This window comes from Leisingera sp. M527, from assembly GCF_025141525.1.
Lineage (GTDB): Bacteria > Pseudomonadota > Alphaproteobacteria > Rhodobacterales > Rhodobacteraceae > Leisingera.
In genome coordinates, this window is sequence record NZ_CP081037.1 from 1,705,371 (window position 1) to 1,720,898 (window position 15,528).

The 15,528-nt window shown below is 64.9% G+C and carries 19 protein-coding genes; 17 read left to right on the forward strand and 2 right to left on the reverse strand.

Annotated elements, in window-relative coordinates; all coding sequences use genetic code 11:
- Positions 1-86: 86 nt before the first annotated feature.
- Together K3555_RS08535 and K3555_RS08540 are read right to left on the reverse strand one after the other, a co-directional pair.
- Entirely contained in the window at positions 87-599 is a 513-nt protein-coding gene (locus K3555_RS08535) for a hypothetical protein (protein ID WP_260008149.1), read from the reverse strand.
- Between the two features lie 45 nt (positions 600-644).
- Entirely contained in the window at positions 645-1,151 is a 507-nt protein-coding gene (locus K3555_RS08540) for a hypothetical protein (RefSeq protein ID WP_260008150.1), read from the reverse strand.
- A gap of 82 nt (positions 1,152-1,233) precedes the next feature.
- Here K3555_RS08540 and K3555_RS08545 point away from each other — a divergent pair, with 82 nt between their 5' ends.
- The 17 genes from K3555_RS08545 (at position 1,234) to K3555_RS08625 (ending at position 15,330) form a co-directional block, all read left to right on the forward strand.
- Positions 1,234-2,520, forward strand: a complete 1,287-nt coding sequence (locus K3555_RS08545; RefSeq protein ID WP_260008514.1) for a DNA-packaging protein — start codon at positions 1,234-1,236, stop codon at positions 2,518-2,520.
- 229 nt (positions 2,521-2,749) lie between these two features.
- Positions 2,750-3,964: a phage portal protein gene (locus tag K3555_RS08550; RefSeq protein ID WP_260008151.1), complete on the forward strand. Its 1,215-nt coding sequence runs from the start codon at positions 2,750-2,752 to the stop codon at positions 3,962-3,964.
- The gene (locus K3555_RS08555; protein WP_027259106.1) at positions 3,957-4,181 is read left to right on the forward strand and encodes a hypothetical protein; all 225 of its coding nucleotides are present in this window, start codon (positions 3,957-3,959) and stop codon (positions 4,179-4,181) included. Before K3555_RS08550 ends, K3555_RS08555 begins: the two co-directional genes overlap by 8 nt.
- A gap of 26 nt (positions 4,182-4,207) precedes the next feature.
- Positions 4,208-4,777 (forward strand): HK97 family phage prohead protease, encoded by a 570-nt coding sequence (locus tag K3555_RS08560; protein WP_260008152.1) that lies wholly within the window; start codon positions 4,208-4,210, stop codon positions 4,775-4,777.
- Positions 4,774-5,955, forward strand: a complete 1,182-nt coding sequence (locus K3555_RS08565) for a phage major capsid protein (protein WP_260008153.1) — start codon at positions 4,774-4,776, stop codon at positions 5,953-5,955. Before K3555_RS08560 ends, K3555_RS08565 begins: the two co-directional genes overlap by 4 nt.
- A gap of 177 nt (positions 5,956-6,132) precedes the next feature.
- Complete coding sequence (locus tag K3555_RS08570) at positions 6,133-6,732, forward strand: head-tail connector protein (protein ID WP_260008154.1); 600 nt, start codon at positions 6,133-6,135, stop codon at positions 6,730-6,732.
- Entirely contained in the window at positions 6,729-7,061 is a 333-nt protein-coding gene (locus tag K3555_RS08575) for a head-tail adaptor protein (protein WP_260008155.1), read from the forward strand. The genes K3555_RS08570 and K3555_RS08575 overlap by 4 nt, the downstream gene beginning before the upstream one ends.
- A complete protein-coding gene (locus tag K3555_RS08580; RefSeq protein ID WP_260008156.1) occupies positions 7,058-7,465 on the forward strand; it encodes a DUF3168 domain-containing protein in 408 nt (135 codons plus the stop codon). The genes K3555_RS08575 and K3555_RS08580 overlap by 4 nt, the downstream gene beginning before the upstream one ends.
- Positions 7,466-7,511: 46 nt before the next feature.
- On the forward strand, positions 7,512-7,925 hold the full coding sequence (locus K3555_RS08585; RefSeq protein WP_027259100.1) for a phage major tail protein, TP901-1 family: 414 nt from the start codon (positions 7,512-7,514) through the stop codon (positions 7,923-7,925).
- Between the two features lie 3 nt (positions 7,926-7,928).
- Positions 7,929-8,249, forward strand: a complete 321-nt coding sequence (locus K3555_RS08590) for a gene transfer agent family protein (protein ID WP_260008157.1) — start codon at positions 7,929-7,931, stop codon at positions 8,247-8,249.
- A complete protein-coding gene (locus K3555_RS08595; RefSeq protein ID WP_260008158.1) occupies positions 8,246-8,461 on the forward strand; it encodes a rcc01693 family protein in 216 nt (71 codons plus the stop codon). The genes K3555_RS08590 and K3555_RS08595 overlap by 4 nt, the downstream gene beginning before the upstream one ends.
- Positions 8,454-9,113, forward strand: a complete 660-nt coding sequence (locus tag K3555_RS08600; protein ID WP_260008159.1) for a phage tail tape measure protein — start codon at positions 8,454-8,456, stop codon at positions 9,111-9,113. The genes K3555_RS08595 and K3555_RS08600 overlap by 8 nt, the downstream gene beginning before the upstream one ends.
- 17 nt (positions 9,114-9,130) lie before the next feature.
- Positions 9,131-9,763 carry a DUF2460 domain-containing protein gene (locus tag K3555_RS08605; RefSeq protein ID WP_259991949.1) on the forward strand — a complete coding sequence of 211 codons (633 nt, stop codon included), beginning with the start codon at positions 9,131-9,133 and terminating at the stop codon, positions 9,761-9,763.
- Positions 9,760-10,647 (forward strand): DUF2163 domain-containing protein, encoded by an 888-nt coding sequence (locus K3555_RS08610; RefSeq protein ID WP_260008160.1) that lies wholly within the window; start codon positions 9,760-9,762, stop codon positions 10,645-10,647. The genes K3555_RS08605 and K3555_RS08610 overlap by 4 nt, the downstream gene beginning before the upstream one ends.
- Positions 10,644-11,108: a peptidase gene (locus tag K3555_RS08615; RefSeq protein WP_260008161.1), complete on the forward strand. Its 465-nt coding sequence runs from the start codon at positions 10,644-10,646 to the stop codon at positions 11,106-11,108. Before K3555_RS08610 ends, K3555_RS08615 begins: the two co-directional genes overlap by 4 nt.
- Positions 11,108-15,025, forward strand: a complete 3,918-nt coding sequence (locus K3555_RS08620; RefSeq protein ID WP_260008162.1) for a glycoside hydrolase/phage tail family protein — start codon at positions 11,108-11,110, stop codon at positions 15,023-15,025. The genes K3555_RS08615 and K3555_RS08620 overlap by 1 nt, the downstream gene beginning before the upstream one ends.
- A complete protein-coding gene (locus K3555_RS08625) occupies positions 15,022-15,330 on the forward strand; it encodes a hypothetical protein (protein ID WP_260008163.1) in 309 nt (102 codons plus the stop codon). Before K3555_RS08620 ends, K3555_RS08625 begins: the two co-directional genes overlap by 4 nt.
- Positions 15,331-15,528: the final 198 nt, after the last annotated feature.

Here is a 15,528-nt window from a genome sequence, read left to right on the forward strand (position 1 = left end):
CGGTGAGATATCCATGAGCAGGAAGGGCGCCCTTGGGGCGCCCTTTTTGGTGCAAGCTTTGGGGCCGCCGTTATGACAGGCCGGCTTCACGTGTAGATGCAGATGTAGAAATTTGTCCCGCTCTGGTAACCGCCGCATTTATCATAGAATTCAATGGTCGCCTTGACGGTTTTTCCAGCCAGCGCGCTGAACTGCGCGCTTAGGTCCACTGGCTGCATCGGCGTCACCACACCGGAACAGCCATTGCTGTAGTCATGTGAATATGTGGCGGTGTTCTCTGGATCGCTTTGGTCCGTCATGGTCAGTTTGACCACATCGTCAACGGATGTCTGGCCTTCGCCGCTGGGGCCGCCGGACATCACGATTGTGGCGTTTGCCGGAATGTTCACATAGTGGAGTGTGGCATCATAAAAGATCTTTCCGGCATCCCCGGGTACAGGTGTCGATTCCTGCGCGGTGGCGATCTGGTAGTTGGTCCAACCCATGTGCGGTTCCTCGTTATCAAAAAAATGACGTTGCTGCACGGCGTCGTGCAGAATTGACGCTACAATCCTGGATTGCATTTCGGGAAGGGTGATTTTGTGAAAGATGCGCATCATTTAAATCACCTCAGATTTATGAGCATCCGCCCTTGCCTTCCTCGTTTACAATGGCTTGGGCTGCTTTGCCCAAAGATGTGTGCCACCCGCCTGTGCGGCTGCCCGTTGCGCACCCACCGTTCGCAGCCCGGCCTGTAACTCTTGACTTTTGCTGATGGTTCGTGTATAGGTTGTATTGCAGCTGGAAGAAACAAGGACGGCCCCGGACTCCTCCGCCGGTGGCCGCCGTTCTTTCTCTTGTGCGGACAAAAAACGCATGAGGCAGACAAATTCATGACAGATCACCCAACAGACCAGGACGGCGCCGCTGTGCTGACGCGGCAGGTGCATTACACTGCCGATCTCCTGCGATCCCTGCAGGAGAGCATCCACCGCCTGCGCAACGAGGCAGAGGAGCTGCGCGAGCAGCTCGACGCGGAAGGCGCCGATGAAGCGACCGGCGCCAAAAGCCAGATCAGCAAGCTGGAACAGCTGATCCGCGATTGCCAGAAAGTGGAGAGACTCCTTGCAGAACAAAGCACCGAATTCGCCCGCATGCTCAAATCCGAACATGAACTCGATCTCGTCGCAGCACGCGCTGCTGTCGAGCGCGGACTTTCTGGCCTGCGTTCCGCTCTCGCTCCAGAACTGGTTCTTGAATGAGCTGGACCGCAAGTCGCTCTGCGCGCTGCCGCATCTCTTTGATATCTGGGCGCTGGACCACCAGCGGCCGCCGCCGGGCGGCTGGCGTGCCTGGGTGATCCTGGGCGGCCGCGGGGCCGGCAAGACAAGGGCAGGGGCCGAATGGATCCGCACCCTTGCCGAAGGGCCGCGCCCGCACGATCCCGGCACCGCCCGCCGCATTGCGCTGGTGGCGGAAACCTATGACCAGGTGCGCGACGTGATGATCCATGGCGACAGCGGTATCCTGGCCTGCTCGCCGCCCGACCGGCGGCCCAAATGGAAGGCCTCCGAACGCAAGCTGATCTGGCCCAACGGCGCCGAGGCGCAGGCGTTTTCCGCCCACGACCCCGAGGCCCTGCGCGGCCCCCAATTCGATGCCGCCTGGGCGGATGAGCTGGCCAAGTGGAAAAAGGGGCAGGAGAGCTGGGACATGCTGCAGTTTGCCTTGCGGCTGGGCCAGGACCCGCGCGTCTGCGTCACCACCACGCCGCGCAACGCACCGGTGCTGAAACGGCTGCTGGCCGCCCCCAGCACCGTGCAGACCCACGCCGCGACCGAGGCCAACCGTGCCAACCTCGCACCGTCCTTCCTGCAGGAGGTGCGCGCGCGTTATGCCGGCACCCGTCTCGGGCGGCAGGAGTTGGACGGGGTAATGCTGACCGATGTGCAGGGGGCGCTCTGGACAAACGCCGCGCTGGTCGCTGCACAGGTGGCAGAGGCTCCGCCGCTCGACCGGGTGGTGGTGGCGGTGGATCCAGCGGTCAGTTCGGGGAAATCCTCGGACGCCTGCGGCATTGTGGTGGCCGGTGCTGTCACCCAAGGCCCGCCGCAGGACTGGCGCGCCTATGTTCTGGCGGATTGCACCGTGCAGGGCGTTGGGCCGCTGGCCTGGGCCCAGGCCGCAATTGCCGCCCGCGATACCCATGGCGCCGACCGGGTTGTGGCCGAGGTCAACCAGGGCGGTGCCTTGGTGGAGACCGTTCTGCGCCAGGCCGACCCCATGGTGCCGTTCCGCGCCTTGCACGCAAGCAAAGGCAAATCCGCCCGCGCCGAACCGGCTGCCGCGCTGTATGAGCAAGGCCGCGTCAAACACCTGCCGGGGCTGGGAGAGCTGGAGGACCAGATGTGCCTGATGACCCCGCAAGGCTACCGCGGCAGCGGCTCGCCCGACCGGCTGGATGCGCTGGTTTGGGCCCTGCATGAGCTGATCATTCATCCAGCGGCGAAACTGCAGCTGCCGCAGGTGCGGGTCTTGTAGACGCAGCCCCGCCGCAGGCTGGGGGCTGCGGAAATGAAAGACCAGGGAATGGCAGCATGCAACGCTGCCATTTTCAGTTTTTACAATCGGTTACATCAAGGTGTTGCGCCCCCTGCGTACGCACCGCTGGCCAAATCTTCAGGCCTCTCTGTCATTAATCATCCTCAGCAAAGGCGCAACAGGCCCTCCGGCACAGAGCGCCCCAAACAGCAACCATGAGGAGCGGACAATGGTCTTTGACCTGCTGCGGCGCAACAAGCCCGAAACCCCGGAAACCGCCCTGGAACAGAAGGCCAGCCAGACCGCCCGCGTGGTCTCCTGGCAGGGCGCAGGCCGCACCGCCTGGAGCCCGCGCGACAGCGTCTCCCTGACCCGCAGCGGTTTTGCCGGCAATCCGGTCGGCCACCGGGTGATCCGTATGATCGCCGAGGCCGCCGCCGCGGTGCCGCTGGTGCTGCAGGACAGCCGCCAGCGCTATGACAGCCACCCCTGGCTGGCGCTTCTGGCCCGCCCCAACCCGGCGCAGGGCCAGGCCGAACTGCTGGAGGCGCTGTATGGACACCTGCTGCTGTCCGGCAACGCCTATATTGAAGCGGTGACGGCAGAGGACATCGCCCCGGCAGAGCTGCATGTGCTGCGCTCCGACCGGATGAACGTGGTGCCGGGGCCGGACGGTTGGCCCGCGGGTTTTGACTATGTTGTGGGCGGGCGCAAGCACCGCTTTGCCAACGATCCTGCCCAATCCCCGATCTGCCATATCAAAAGCTTCCACCCGCAGGACGACCACTATGGCCTGTCATCGCTGCAATCGGCGGCAATGGCGATAGATGTGCACAACGCCGCCTCCCGCTGGTCCAAGGCGCTGCTGGACAACGCAGCCCGTCCCTCCGGTGCGCTGGTCTGGAAAGGCTCGGATGGCCATGGCCGCATGTCAGAGGAACAATTCCGCATCCTAAGTGACGAGATTCAATCAAACTTTCAGGGCGCCAAAAATGCCGGCCGTCCGATGGTTTTGGAAGGCGGCCTGGACTGGAAGCCAATGGGCTTTTCGCCCTCCGACATGGAATTCCAGAAAACCAAGGACACCGCCGCCCGCGAGATTGCGCTGGCCTTCGGGGTGCCGCCGATGCTGCTCGGCATTCCCGGCGATGCAACCTACGCCAACTACCAAGAGGCCCACCGCGCCTTTTACCGGCTGACCGTGCTGCCCCTGGTCTCCAAGGTCACCGCCGCGCTGGCCGATTGGCTGACCGGCTGGACCGGCGAGGTCCTGACCCTGAAACCCGACCTTGATCAATTGCCCGCCTTGGCGGCCGAGCGCGAGGCGCAGTGGCGCCGGGTGTCTGGCGCGGATTTCCTCAGCACCGCGGAAAAGCGGCAGCTGCTGGGTTTGCCCGCAGAAGCCCCCGACGCGCCGCAAGCGGGGGGCGGACAGGATGACTGAGCACCCGATGCACGCATTCGATTGTTCACCGGGACTGCGCCTGTCCGCCCATGAGCGGGTCGCCCAGATCCAGAACGAGGCTGTGAACCGCCGTCTCGACCGGATCGAACAAATGATGGAACGGCTGGAGAAACGCCTCTGGCTCACTGTCTACGGCGTTGCCGCGGTGATCCTGGCGCAGGCCTTTCAATCCTTCTTGACGGTTCAATTGCCGTAACAACAACAACTTGCGAGGCAAATATCATGCAGGGACCACCCCGGCTTGAACATAAATTCGCACGCTTCGGCGAGGATCTCTCGCTGAAGGACGCAACAGAAATCAGCGGCTACGCCAGCCTGTTCGGCCAGACCGATCAGGGCGGCGATGTGGTGGTGCGCGGCGCCTATGCCGCCTCGCTGAAGGCGCTTCAGGATCAGGGCCGCACAGTCAAGATGCTGTGGCAGCACGACCCGGCGCAACCCATCGGCGTCTGGGACGAGGTGCGCGAGGACAAGCGCGGGCTTTACGTCAAGGGCCGCATCCTGACCGCCACTCCCAAGGGGGCCGAGGCCGCCGCACTGATCGGGGCCGGCGCCATCGACGGCCTGTCAATCGGCTATCGAACCGTGAAATCCAGCCGCGGTCAGGACGGCACCCGCCAATTGACCGAAGTGGAGCTGTGGGAGGTGTCGCTGGTCACCTTCCCGATGCTGCCCGCGGCGCGGGTGGCGGGCAAATCCTCCGCCCTGGATGCCGAGGCAGACGCATTGCGCGCACTGGCCACAGGCCTGCGCCAGATCACCAGTGACCTCAAGGCAGGACAACAATTATGAGCAACCAAGACCTCCCGGACATCTCCGGGGACATAGCGCCCCTGGCGCATGAAGTGAAACAGGCCGTCACCGGCTTTCTTCATGAATTCAAGGGCTTTCAGAACGACGTGCAATCAAGGCTGAAACAGGCAGAAGAGCGAGTGAACATGCTGGACCGTAAGACAATCTCTCAGAACCGCCCCCATCTGGCAGCCAGCCAGGACGCGGGCGCACCGCATCAAAAGGCGTTCAACGCCTACCTGCGCAGCGGCGATGACGACAGCCTGCGCGGGCTGGAACTGGAGGGCAAGGCGATGTCCACTGCCGTGGGCGGCGACGGCGGTTATCTGGTCGACCCGCAGACCTCGGAAACCGTCAAAGCGGTGTTGAACGCCTCCGCTTCGATCCGCGCTGTGGCCTCTGTGGTGCATGTGGAGGCATCGTCATATGACGTGCTGATCGACCACAGCGAAATGGGGGCCGGCTGGGCCAATGAAACCGGCCCGGCGGCAGAGACCTCCACCGGCACTATCGACCGCATCTCGATCCCGCTGCATGAACTCAGCGCGCTGCCCAAGGCGTCGCAGCGGCTGTTGGATGACAGCGCTTTTGATATCGAGGGCTGGCTGGCCGACCGCATCGCCGACAAGTTCTCCCGGTCCGAGGCCGATGCCTTTATCAACGGCGACGGCGTCGACAAGCCCCGAGGTTTCCTTGACTATACCGTGGCTGATAACGACATCTGGAGCTGGGGCAGCATCGGCTACAAGGCGACCGGCGTGGACGGCGAAATCGGCAACGGCGACGCGATCATCGACCTGGTCTATGCGCTGGGGGCGGAATACCGCGCCAATGCCACCTTCATTCTGAATTCCAAGACTGCGGGGATGCTGCGGAAACTGAAAGACGCCGATGGCCGCTTTCTGTGGTCCGACGGCCTGGCCGCGGGTGAGCCCGCACGTCTGATGGGCTACCCGGTGCTGATCGCCGAGGACATGCCGGATCCGGCCGCCAACAGCTACCCGATTGCATTCGGCGATTTCCGCGCCGGTTACACGATTGCCGAACGCCCGGACCTGCGGGTGCTGCGCGACCCCTTCAGCGCCAAGCCGCATGTGCTGTTCTACGCGACCAAGCGGGTCGGCGGCGACGTCAGCGACTTTGCTGCGATCAAGCTGATGAAATTCGGCGCGAGCTAACGCTTTGCGCTGATGGCGGACCGGCAGACCGGTCCGCCGGCGGGCATGCACCCCACAGTCTTTTGCCGTCCAGCTGCTCCCCTCCGTCCGAGCGGCAAGGGATGGTGCATGCCCGCCGAACCCCACCCGGACAGCAGATCAGGGCCGCAGCAGGGGAAGGCCCGCAGGAGTGAGATGATGATGCTGAGCGAAGTGACACCCGTGCCCGAGGCCGCCCTGCCGCTGGCCCAGTTCAAGGCGCATTTGCGTCTGGGCACCGGCTTTGGCGAGGACAGTCTGCAGGATGAGGTGCTGTTTGGCTTTCTGCGCGCCGCCCTGGCAGCGATCGAAGCCAGGACCGGCAAGGCGCTGATAACACGAGAATTCGAGCTGGAGATCCGCCACTGGCGCGACCGCGCCCGGATGATCCTGCCCATCGCCCCGGTGCAATCGGTGACCGGCGTTGCAATACGCGACGCCGGCGGTACCGAAACGGTTCTGGATGCCTCCCTTTATCACCTGGAGCGCGACAGCCAGCGCCCGCGTCTGTGCCCGGCAGGCAGCCTGCTGCCGGCTATTCCAACCGGCGGTCTGGCGCGGATTTCCCTGCAGGCTGGCATGGCCACGGACTGGGGCGGTTTACCCGCCGATCTGGGTCAGGCGGTGATGCTGCTGGCCGCGCATTACTACGAATACCGGGCCGACACCGGCCTCCATGGCGGCTGCATGCCCTTTGGCGTGACCAGCCTGATTGAACGCTACCGCAGCCTGCGGCTGACATTGGGAGGCCTGGTATGAAAAACCCCCCGAAACTCACCCGCAAGCTGGTGCTGGAAGACCCCCAGCGTGAGGCCGACAGCGCCGGCGGCTTTACCGAGACCTGGGTCGCGCTTGGCACCCTTTGGGCCGAGGTGAAGTCGCTCACCGGGCGTCTGAGCAGGGACAGCCTGTCATTGCAGAAATACCGGATCACCCTGCGTGCAACGCCCGAAGGCTTTGCATCCCGGCCCCGCCCGGATCAGCGATTCCGCGACAGCAACAGGATCTACCGTATTGATGCAATTGCAGAATCTGATCCAGATGCCCGCTACCTGACGTGTTTCGCGGTTGAGGAGGTGAGCGGATGACCTATGCCATCGCAGGCGGGCTGCAATCCGCCGTCTACACCCATCTGACCGGCGACACGGGCCTCACCGCTCTGGTCGGCGACGCGATCTATGACGCGATCCCCGCAGGCCCCTTGCCGCAGACTTATGTGGCATTGGGATCAGAGGAGGTGCTGGACCGTTCCGACAAATCCGCGGGCGGCGCCGAGCACCGGTTTTTTATCACCGTCACCACCGACACCGCCGGTTTTGCGGGCGCCAAGGCCACCGCCGCGGCGGTCTGCGACGCGCTGGTTGGCGCCTCGGTACCACTGACCCGCGGCCAGTTGACCGGCCTCTGGTTCGACCGGGCCAAGGCGGAACGGCTGAACACCGGCGGCCGCCAGATCACCCTGCGGTTCCGGGCGCGGGTGGATGACGTCTGAATATCAGGACACCCTTAAAACCAATTGAAATACCGGGAGAAAACCCATGACAGTTCAAAACGGCAAGGACCTTTTGGTCAAAGTGGACATGAACGGCGCCGGCCTGTTTGAAACCATCGCAGGCCTGCGCGCCACGCGGATCAGTTTCAACGCCGAAAGCGTCGATGTGACCAGCCTTGAAAGCCAGGGCGGCTGGCGCGAGTTGCTGGCTGGTGCTGGCGTGCGCTCGGCGAGTATCTCCGGTTCCGGCATCTTCCGGGACGAGGCGACGGATGAACGCGCCCGGCAGTTGTTTTTCGAAGGGCTGACGCCGGAATTCCAGGTCATCATCCCGGATTTCGGCATCGTGCAGGGGCCGTTCCAGGTCACTGCGCTGGAATATGCCGGTAGCCACAACGGCGAAGCGACCTATGAGCTGTCGCTGGCCAGTGCCGGTCAGCTCAGCTTTGCAGCGGTTTGACCAATGGTGAACCCGCACGCAGGCGAGGCGGAATTGCTCGTAAATGGAAGATCTTACGCGCTGAAGCTGACTCTTGGCGCGCTAGCAGGGCTGGAGGCCGCGCTGGAGGAAGGCGCGCTGGTGGATCTGGTGCAGCGGTTTGAGCAGGGCCGGTTTTCCGCCCGCGACGTGCTGGCGCTGCTGGCGGCCGGCCTTGAGGGCGGCGGGCATGACCTTAGCCGTGATGACCTGGCATCGGCCGCCATTACCGGCGGACCCATGCAGGCGGCGCGGGTGGCGGCGGAGCTGCTGGTGCGCAGCTTTGCTGTGCCGGAAGGCAAATGACCGCGCTCGACTGGCCTGCCCTGATGCGCGCCGGCATGGCAGGCCTCAAGCTGCTGCCGCGCGACTTCTGGCAACTGACCCCGGCAGAGCTGCGGCTGATGCTGGGCGAGGCCGTAGCACCGCAGCCGCTTGGCCGGGACCGGCTGGCGGCGCTGATGCAGGACTTCCCCGACATCCCGGGCCCTCAGGAAAAGGAGACAACAGATGGCTGACTCGTCATCAATGGCAGAACTGGAATTGCAAGGCGAGGCTTTGGGAGAAGCGCTGGACGGTGCCTCTGGAATGGCTGCTGTCTTTGCAGAAACGCTGGGCCGTGTGAAGGAAGGGTTTTCCGAAACCGGCCGCGATGCGCAGATACTGGACCGCAGTCTTTCCAATGGTTTGCGGCGTGCTTTTGACGGGCTGGTTTTCGACGGCGACAGTCTGTCGGAGTCGATGGACACGCTGGCGCGCTCGATGATCCGCACCACCTACAACGCGGCCATGAAACCGGTGATGAACCATGCCGGCGGGTTGCTGACTGACGGCCTCACCTCGCTGATCGGAAACATCCTGCCTTTTGCCGATGGCGCCGCCTTCAGCCAGGGCAAGGTGATGCCGTTTGCCAAGGGCGGCGTTGTCACCGGACCAACCGCATTCCCGATGCGCGGCGCCACCGGGCTGATGGGCGAAGCGGGGCCAGAGGCGATCCTGCCGCTGACCCGCGGCGCTGACGGGTCGCTGGGCGTGCGCAGCCAGGGCGGCGGCGGGGTCAATGTGGTGATGAATGTCTCCACCCCCGACGTCAAAGGCTTTGAACGCAGCCGCAGCCAGATCGCCGCACAGCTGTCCCGCGCGTTGTCACGCGGCGGGCGAAACCGTTAACTACGGAGGGTAACCTAATGAATTTTCACGAAGTCCGCTTTCCTGCTTCGCTCAGCTTCGGCTCGGTCGGCGGGCCTGAACGGCGCACCGATGTGGTGACGCTTGCCAACGGGTTTGAAGAACGCAACACCCCCTGGGCGCACTCCCGCCGCCGTTATGATGCCGGTCTGGGCCTGCGTGCGCTGGAGGATATCGAAACCCTGATCGCCTTCTTCGAAGCCCGCCAAGGGCAGCTGTACGGCTTTCGCTGGAAGGACTGGAGCGATTACAAATCAGCCCGGCCCAGCGCCGAGGCGGATTTCCGCGATCAGGTGATTGCCACCGGCGACGGCAGCACCGTAACGTTCCAGCTGGCCAAGACCTACCGGTCGGGGGAGTTCACCTATCAGCGCCCGATTGCCAAGCCGGTAGCGGGTTCTGTGCGGGTCGGCATCGAACAGGATGAGCTGCGCGAAAGCGTGGATTACCAGCTGGACACCGCCACCGGGTTGATCACGCTGGCGCATCCGCCGGAGGTCGGCCTTAGCATCAACGCCGGCTTTGAATTCGACGTGCCGGTGCGTTTTGATACCACTGGCATCCAGACCAGCGTGGCGTCGTTCCAAGCGGGTGAGGCGCCGGCGGTGCCGGTGGTGGAGGTCCGGGTATGAGCAGTCTTTCCAACGCATTGCAGGCCCATCTTCAGTCCGGCGTCACCACGCTCTGCCGGGCCTGGGCGCTGGAACGGCGTGACGGCACGGTGCTGGGGTTCACCGATCACGACTGTGTGCTGAGCTTTGACGGGTTGCGCTTTCAGCCAGGCAGCGGGCTGACGGCACGGGCCGTAAGCCAGGCCACCGGTCTGTCTGTCGACAACACCGAAGCGCTGGGGGTTTTAAGCGACGCCGCCGTGCGCGAGGCGGACATCGAGGCAGGACGTTTTGACGGTGCTGAAGTACGCTGCTGGCTGGTGAACTGGCAGGATGTCTCAATGCGCTGGCTGCAGTTCCGCGGTTCGATCGGCGAGATCCGCCGTGCGGGCGGTGCGTTCGAGGCTGAGCTGCGCGGGCTGACGGAGCTGCTGAACCAGCCGTTGGGGCGGATCTATCAGAAACCTTGCACGGCGGTGCTGGGCGATGCGGCCTGCCGCTTTGATCTGGAGACGCCCGGCTACGCGGTTGAGCTGCAGACCGTCGCAGTTGAGCGCAACGAGGTGTTCCATTGGGACGCGCTGCCGGGGTTTGAACCGGATTGGTTCGCCGGCGGGCGGTTGACGGTGCTAAGCGGAGCGGCTGCGGGACTGTGGGGCGCCGTGAAAGCGGATCAGACCAAGGCCGGCGGGCGCCGGGTCACCCTGTGGGAACCGATCCGTGCGGCAGTGGCACCAGGGGATATGGTCCGGCTGGAGGCCGGTTGCGACAAGCGCATGGAGACCTGCCGGCTGAAGTTCAACAATTTGGTGAATTTCCAGGGATTCCCGGACATCCCCGGCGAGGACTGGGTGATGGCGGTGCCGCGCCAGTCCGGCATGAACACCGGGGGCAGCAGACGATGAGCAGGGTGGTTCGGGCCGCCCGCGGCTGGATCGGCACGCCTTATGTGCATCAAGCCGCCTGCAAGGGTGCGGGCTGCGATTGCCTGGGCCTGATCCGGGGCCTGTGGCGGGAACTGTACGGGGCCGAACCCGAGGCGCCGCCCGCCTATACGATGGACTGGTCCGAACCGCAGGGGGCTGAGGCGCTATGGCGGGCCGCGGCGCGGCATTTGATGGCGAAACCCTTGTTTGAGGCTGCCGCCGGCGATGTGATCCTGTTCCGGATGCGCGACGGCTCGGTGGCCAAGCATCTGGGGGTGCAGTCCGCAGTTGGCGAAACAGAACCGGGGGCAGCAGCGGTCAAGCCGGGCCCCGCCTTCATCCACGCCTATGCGGGCCATGGGGTTGTCGAAAGCCCGCTGAGCCCCCCCTGGCAGCGCCGCATCGTGGCGCGGTTTCAATTCCCAAAGGAGCTGATCTGATGGCAACCATTCTTCTTTCTGCCGCTGGTGCTGCGATTGGCGGCACAATCGGCGGCACCGTGGCGGGGCTGTCCTCGGCGGTGATTGGCCGCGCGGTGGGCGCCACTTTGGGCCGGGTGATCGACGAGCGGCTGCTGGGCAGCGGCGCCGACCCGGTGGAGACCGGCAAGATCGACCGTTTCCGCCTGACCCAGGCCAGTGAAGGCACGCCAGTGACGCAGGTCTATGGCCGGATGCGGCTGGGCGGACAGGTGATCTGGACCTCACGGTTTCTGGAAACAGCCTCCACCACCAGCGGCGGCGGTGGCAAGGGACGTCCCAGTCAGCCGCAGGTGACCAGCTACAGCTATTCCGTCTCGCTGGCGATTGCGCTGTGCGAGGGAGAGGTCGCGCATGTGTCCCGCGTCTGGGCCGATGGCGAGGAAGTGGCGCCCAAGGATCTGAACATGACCGTCTACACCGGCAGCATGGACCAACTGGCCGATCCGGTGATGGAAGCGGTAGAAGGTGCGGGGCAGGTGCCCGCCTACCGCGGCACGGCTTACGTGGTGATGGAAAACCTGGACCTTGCCCGTTTTGGCAACCGGGTGCCGCAGTTTTCATTTGATGTGCTGCGCCCTGAACAGCCCGCCAGCAGCAGCCATGCGCAGGATCTGGGCCGGCTGGTGCAGGGGGTGGCGCTGATGCCCGGCACCGGCGAATACGCGCTGGCATCAGATGTAGTGCAGTATTCCGGCGGGCCGGGAGATGCCAAGCCGGCCAATGAGCATACGCCCTCCGGCCTCAGTGATCTCAAGACCTCGCTGAACGCGCTGGAGGCTGAGCTGCCGGCCTGCGGTGCGGCCTCGTTGATTGTGTCGTGGTTCGGCGGCGACCTGCGTTGCGGCGATTGCACGCTGAAACCCAAGGTGGAGCATAAGCACGCCGAGGGCAGCATGCCCTGGTCCGTCAGCGGCGTGACCCGCGCCGCGGCCGAGGAAGTGCTGAAGAAGGACGGTGAGCCGCTCTATGGCGGCACCCCGGCGGATGCCTCGGTGATCCAGTCGATCCGCGAGATGCAGGCGCGCGGCCTGCGGGTGATGTTTTATCCGTTCATCCTGATGGATCAGGCCGAGGACAACTCGTTGACCGATCCCTGGACCGGGGCGGCCGGCCAGCCGCATCTGCCCTGGCGCGGGCGGATCACACTGTCAGCGGCACCGGGGCAGCCTGGCTCTCCCGATGGTACCGCGGCAGCAGAGGCTGAGGTGGCGGCGTTTATTGGCACTGTCACGGCGGCGGATTTCACTGTGGGCGACGGTACTGTCACCTATACCGGGCCGCAGGAATGGAGCCTGTCACGCTTCATCCTGCATAATGCCGCGCTGTGTGCGGCGGCCGGCGGGGTGGAGGCCTTTTGCATCAGCTCGGAAATGCGGGCGCTGACGCAGATCCGCGGTGCCAGCGGCTTTCCCGCAGTTGCGGCGCTGAAGGCATTGGCAGCGGAGGTGCGCGCGCTTTTGGGGGCGGAGACCAAAATCGGCTATGCCGCCGACTGGTCGGAATACTGGGGCTATCAATCGCCCGGTGGCGACCGCTATTTCCACCTGGATCCGCTGTGGGCGGATGCCAATATCGACTTCATCGGCATCGACAATTACATGCCGCTCAGCGACTGGCGCGAGGGCGAGGACCATCTGGACGCGCAATCCGGCGTGCCGGCGATCTATGACCCGGATTACCTGCGCAGCAATGTCGAGGGCGGCGAGGGGTTTGACTGGTATTACCATTCACCCGAGGCGCGCGAAGCGCAAATCCGCACCCCGATCACCGACGGCGCCCATGATGAGCCTTGGGTGTGGCGCTATAAGGATATCCGCAGCTGGTGGGCAAGCGAGCATCACGAGCGGATCGGCGGCGTGCGGCAGGCGGTGGCGACCGAATGGGTGCCGCAATCAAAACCGGTCTGGTTCACCGAACTGGGCTGTGCGGCGATCGACAAGGGCACCAATCAGCCGAATAAATTTCTGGATCCGAAAAGCTCGGAATCAAAACTGCCTCGCTATTCCAACGGCTTGCGCGACGATCTGATGCAGATCGCCTATTTGCGGGCGTTTCTGGGCTATTGGGGGGAGGCCGCCAACAACCCGCTGTCCGAAGAATACGAGGGGCGGATGCTGGACATGGCCAACGCCTATGTCTGGGCCTGGGATGCGCGGCCGTTTCCGGCCTTTCCCAGCCGCATTGAAATCTGGAACGACGGCGAAAACTACCTGCGCGGTCATTGGCTGAACGGCCGCGCCGGGCAGCGGACACTTGGATCGGTGGTGGAGGAGGTCTGCCACCGCTCCGGTCTGTATGACATTGATGTCACTGGTCTTTACGGCGTGGTGCATGGGTTTGCGAACCCGGATGTCAGCGACGCGCGCACGGTGCTGCAGCCCCTGATGCTGCGGCACGGGTTTGATGCGGTGGAGCGTGACGGGCTGCTGAAGTTCCGGATGCGCCAAGGGACAGGCGCCGAGGCGCTGGCGCTGGCGCATTTGGCCGAGAATGACGAGATGGACGGCAGCCTGGAGCTGGCCCGCGCCAGCGAGGCAGAACTGGCTGGCCGGGTGCAGCTGCGGTTCACCGAATGGGGCGGCGACCATGCTGCCGGCTCGGTTGAGGCGGTGCTGCCGGATGAGGCGACGCATAGTGTCAGCCAGAACGAGCTGCCGCTGGCGCTGACCCGTGCCGAGGCACGCCAGGTGGTCAGCCGCTGGCTGGCTGAGGCGCGGATTTCGCGCGATACGGCGCGGTTCTCGCTGCCGCCCTCGATGCTGCATCTGGGGGCGGGGGATGTGGTCTCCCTGCCGGTGGAAGGCGGTGACCAGCTGTACCGGATCGACCGGGTGGAGCAGGCCGAGGCGCAGATGGTGGAGGCGGTTCGGATCGAACCCGGCGTCTATGATCTGGCTGCGGTGGCCGAAGAGCTGCCGGGGGTCAATGCCTTTGCCGCCCCCGGACCGGTGCTGCCGTTGTTCATGGATCTGCCCCTGATGCGCGGGGATGAGGTGCCGCATGCGCCGCATCTGGCGCTGACCGCGCAGGCCTGGCCCGGCAGCGTTGCGGTTTATGGCTCCGGGGCGGATGAAAATTATGCGCTGGAACAGGTGGTTGCGGCGCGGCAGGTGGTCGGGGTGACACAATCGCCGCTGTTCGCCGCCGGCTCTGGGCGCTGGGATCTGGGGGCGGATCTTCAGGTCAGGCTGATCTCCGGTTCGCTGGAAAGCCGAACGGCGGAGGCCGTGCTGAATGGTGTCAACGCGGCGGCCATCGGTGACGGCACATCCGGAAACTGGGAGCTGTTCCAGTTCCGCGAGGCAGAGCTGATTGCGCCGCAGACGTATCTGTTGCGCGGCCGGTTGCGCGGACAGCAGGGCACGGATGCGCTGATGCCTGAGGTCTGGCCTGCGGGATCATTTGTGGTGCTGCTGGACGGAACGCCGGTGCAGATGGAACTGGCGCCGGAAAAGCGGCGCCGGCTGCGCCACTACCGGATCGGCCCGGCGCGGCGGGCGCTGGAGGATCCGTCATATCTGCATCTGCAGGAGGCGTTTGAGGGCGTTGGCCTGCGCCCCTATGCGCCGGTGCATTTGCGGCTGGCAGGCGGCTTGGGGGCGGACATTGCGGTTTCCTGGGTGCGCCGGACGCGGATTGAGGGTGACAGCTGGGAGCTGGAGGAGGTGCCGCTGGGCGAAGAGATCGAATCCTACCGCATCCGGGTGATGCGCGGGACCACGGTGCTGCGGGAGGAGAATTCCGGAACGCGGGGCTGGACCTATCCGGCGGCACTGCAAACGGCGGACGGGGTGCAGCCGGGCGACAGTCTGGAAATTGCGCAGCGCTCCGCTCGGTTCGGCGCCGGACCTGCGGCCAAACATGTGCTGGGATGAGGCTTCCGGTGTTGCCGGGGGATGTCTCTGCCGTTGCACGGGCGCTGCTGGCGGTGCCGGAGAGCGACCGGCTGCACCTGTGCCGCCGTATCTTAAGCGGCGCGGCGGAGGCGGCGGCGCATTGCCGCCGGATGGGCCGTCTGCATCCGCGCTGGGGCGATGGGTCTCTGAGTGCGGCAGCCCGGCGGTTCGCACTGGCCGGTGAGCCGTTTCTGGATGATCCGGATTATCTCAGCTGCACCCGGCTGGTGCTGCGGGAACTGGCGGCTGTGATGGGCGCGGAGCGGAGCGCTCCCGCCCGCTGATCCATGCAGGGAACCTGCCCGGCCAGCCGTTGGGCGCAGCGCCGCCTGGCGGCGGCGCGGGTGTGTTGCAACTAAGGGCGGGCGCTCGCCCGGCGCTTGCGGCTTGATTCCGGGCGCAAAAGCCTGTCACCCCGAAGCGCATCTGATACAGCTGAGCGCCGCCGGGTCCAGCGCCAGCCGGGCGGTGATCTGCTGTTT

Bases quoted from the DNA above. Each gene is read 5' to 3' on its own strand.
- K3555_RS08535 (WP_260008149.1), bottom strand. From the start codon at position 599: ATGATGCGCATCTTTCACAAAATCACCCTTCCCGAAATGCAATCCAGG.
- K3555_RS08540 (WP_260008150.1), bottom strand. From the start codon at position 1,151: ATGTTCGGATTTGAGCATGCGGGCGAATTCGGTGCTTTGTTCTGCAAG.
- K3555_RS08550 (WP_260008151.1), top strand. From the start codon at position 2,750: ATGGTCTTTGACCTGCTGCGGCGCAACAAGCCCGAAACCCCGGAAACC.
- K3555_RS08555 (WP_027259106.1), top strand. From the start codon at position 3,957: ATGACTGAGCACCCGATGCACGCATTCGATTGTTCACCGGGACTGCGC.
- K3555_RS08560 (WP_260008152.1), top strand. From the start codon at position 4,208: ATGCAGGGACCACCCCGGCTTGAACATAAATTCGCACGCTTCGGCGAG.
- K3555_RS08565 (WP_260008153.1), top strand. From the start codon at position 4,774: ATGAGCAACCAAGACCTCCCGGACATCTCCGGGGACATAGCGCCCCTG.
- K3555_RS08570 (WP_260008154.1), top strand. From the start codon at position 6,133: ATGATGCTGAGCGAAGTGACACCCGTGCCCGAGGCCGCCCTGCCGCTG.
- K3555_RS08575 (WP_260008155.1), top strand. From the start codon at position 6,729: ATGAAAAACCCCCCGAAACTCACCCGCAAGCTGGTGCTGGAAGACCCC.
- K3555_RS08580 (WP_260008156.1), top strand. From the start codon at position 7,058: ATGACCTATGCCATCGCAGGCGGGCTGCAATCCGCCGTCTACACCCAT.
- K3555_RS08585 (WP_027259100.1), top strand. From the start codon at position 7,512: ATGACAGTTCAAAACGGCAAGGACCTTTTGGTCAAAGTGGACATGAAC.
- K3555_RS08590 (WP_260008157.1), top strand. From the start codon at position 7,929: ATGGTGAACCCGCACGCAGGCGAGGCGGAATTGCTCGTAAATGGAAGA.
- K3555_RS08595 (WP_260008158.1), top strand. From the start codon at position 8,246: ATGACCGCGCTCGACTGGCCTGCCCTGATGCGCGCCGGCATGGCAGGC.
- K3555_RS08600 (WP_260008159.1), top strand. From the start codon at position 8,454: ATGGCTGACTCGTCATCAATGGCAGAACTGGAATTGCAAGGCGAGGCT.
- K3555_RS08605 (WP_259991949.1), top strand. From the start codon at position 9,131: ATGAATTTTCACGAAGTCCGCTTTCCTGCTTCGCTCAGCTTCGGCTCG.
- K3555_RS08610 (WP_260008160.1), top strand. From the start codon at position 9,760: ATGAGCAGTCTTTCCAACGCATTGCAGGCCCATCTTCAGTCCGGCGTC.
- K3555_RS08615 (WP_260008161.1), top strand. From the start codon at position 10,644: ATGAGCAGGGTGGTTCGGGCCGCCCGCGGCTGGATCGGCACGCCTTAT.
- K3555_RS08620 (WP_260008162.1), top strand. From the start codon at position 11,108: ATGGCAACCATTCTTCTTTCTGCCGCTGGTGCTGCGATTGGCGGCACA.
- K3555_RS08625 (WP_260008163.1), top strand. From the start codon at position 15,022: ATGAGGCTTCCGGTGTTGCCGGGGGATGTCTCTGCCGTTGCACGGGCG.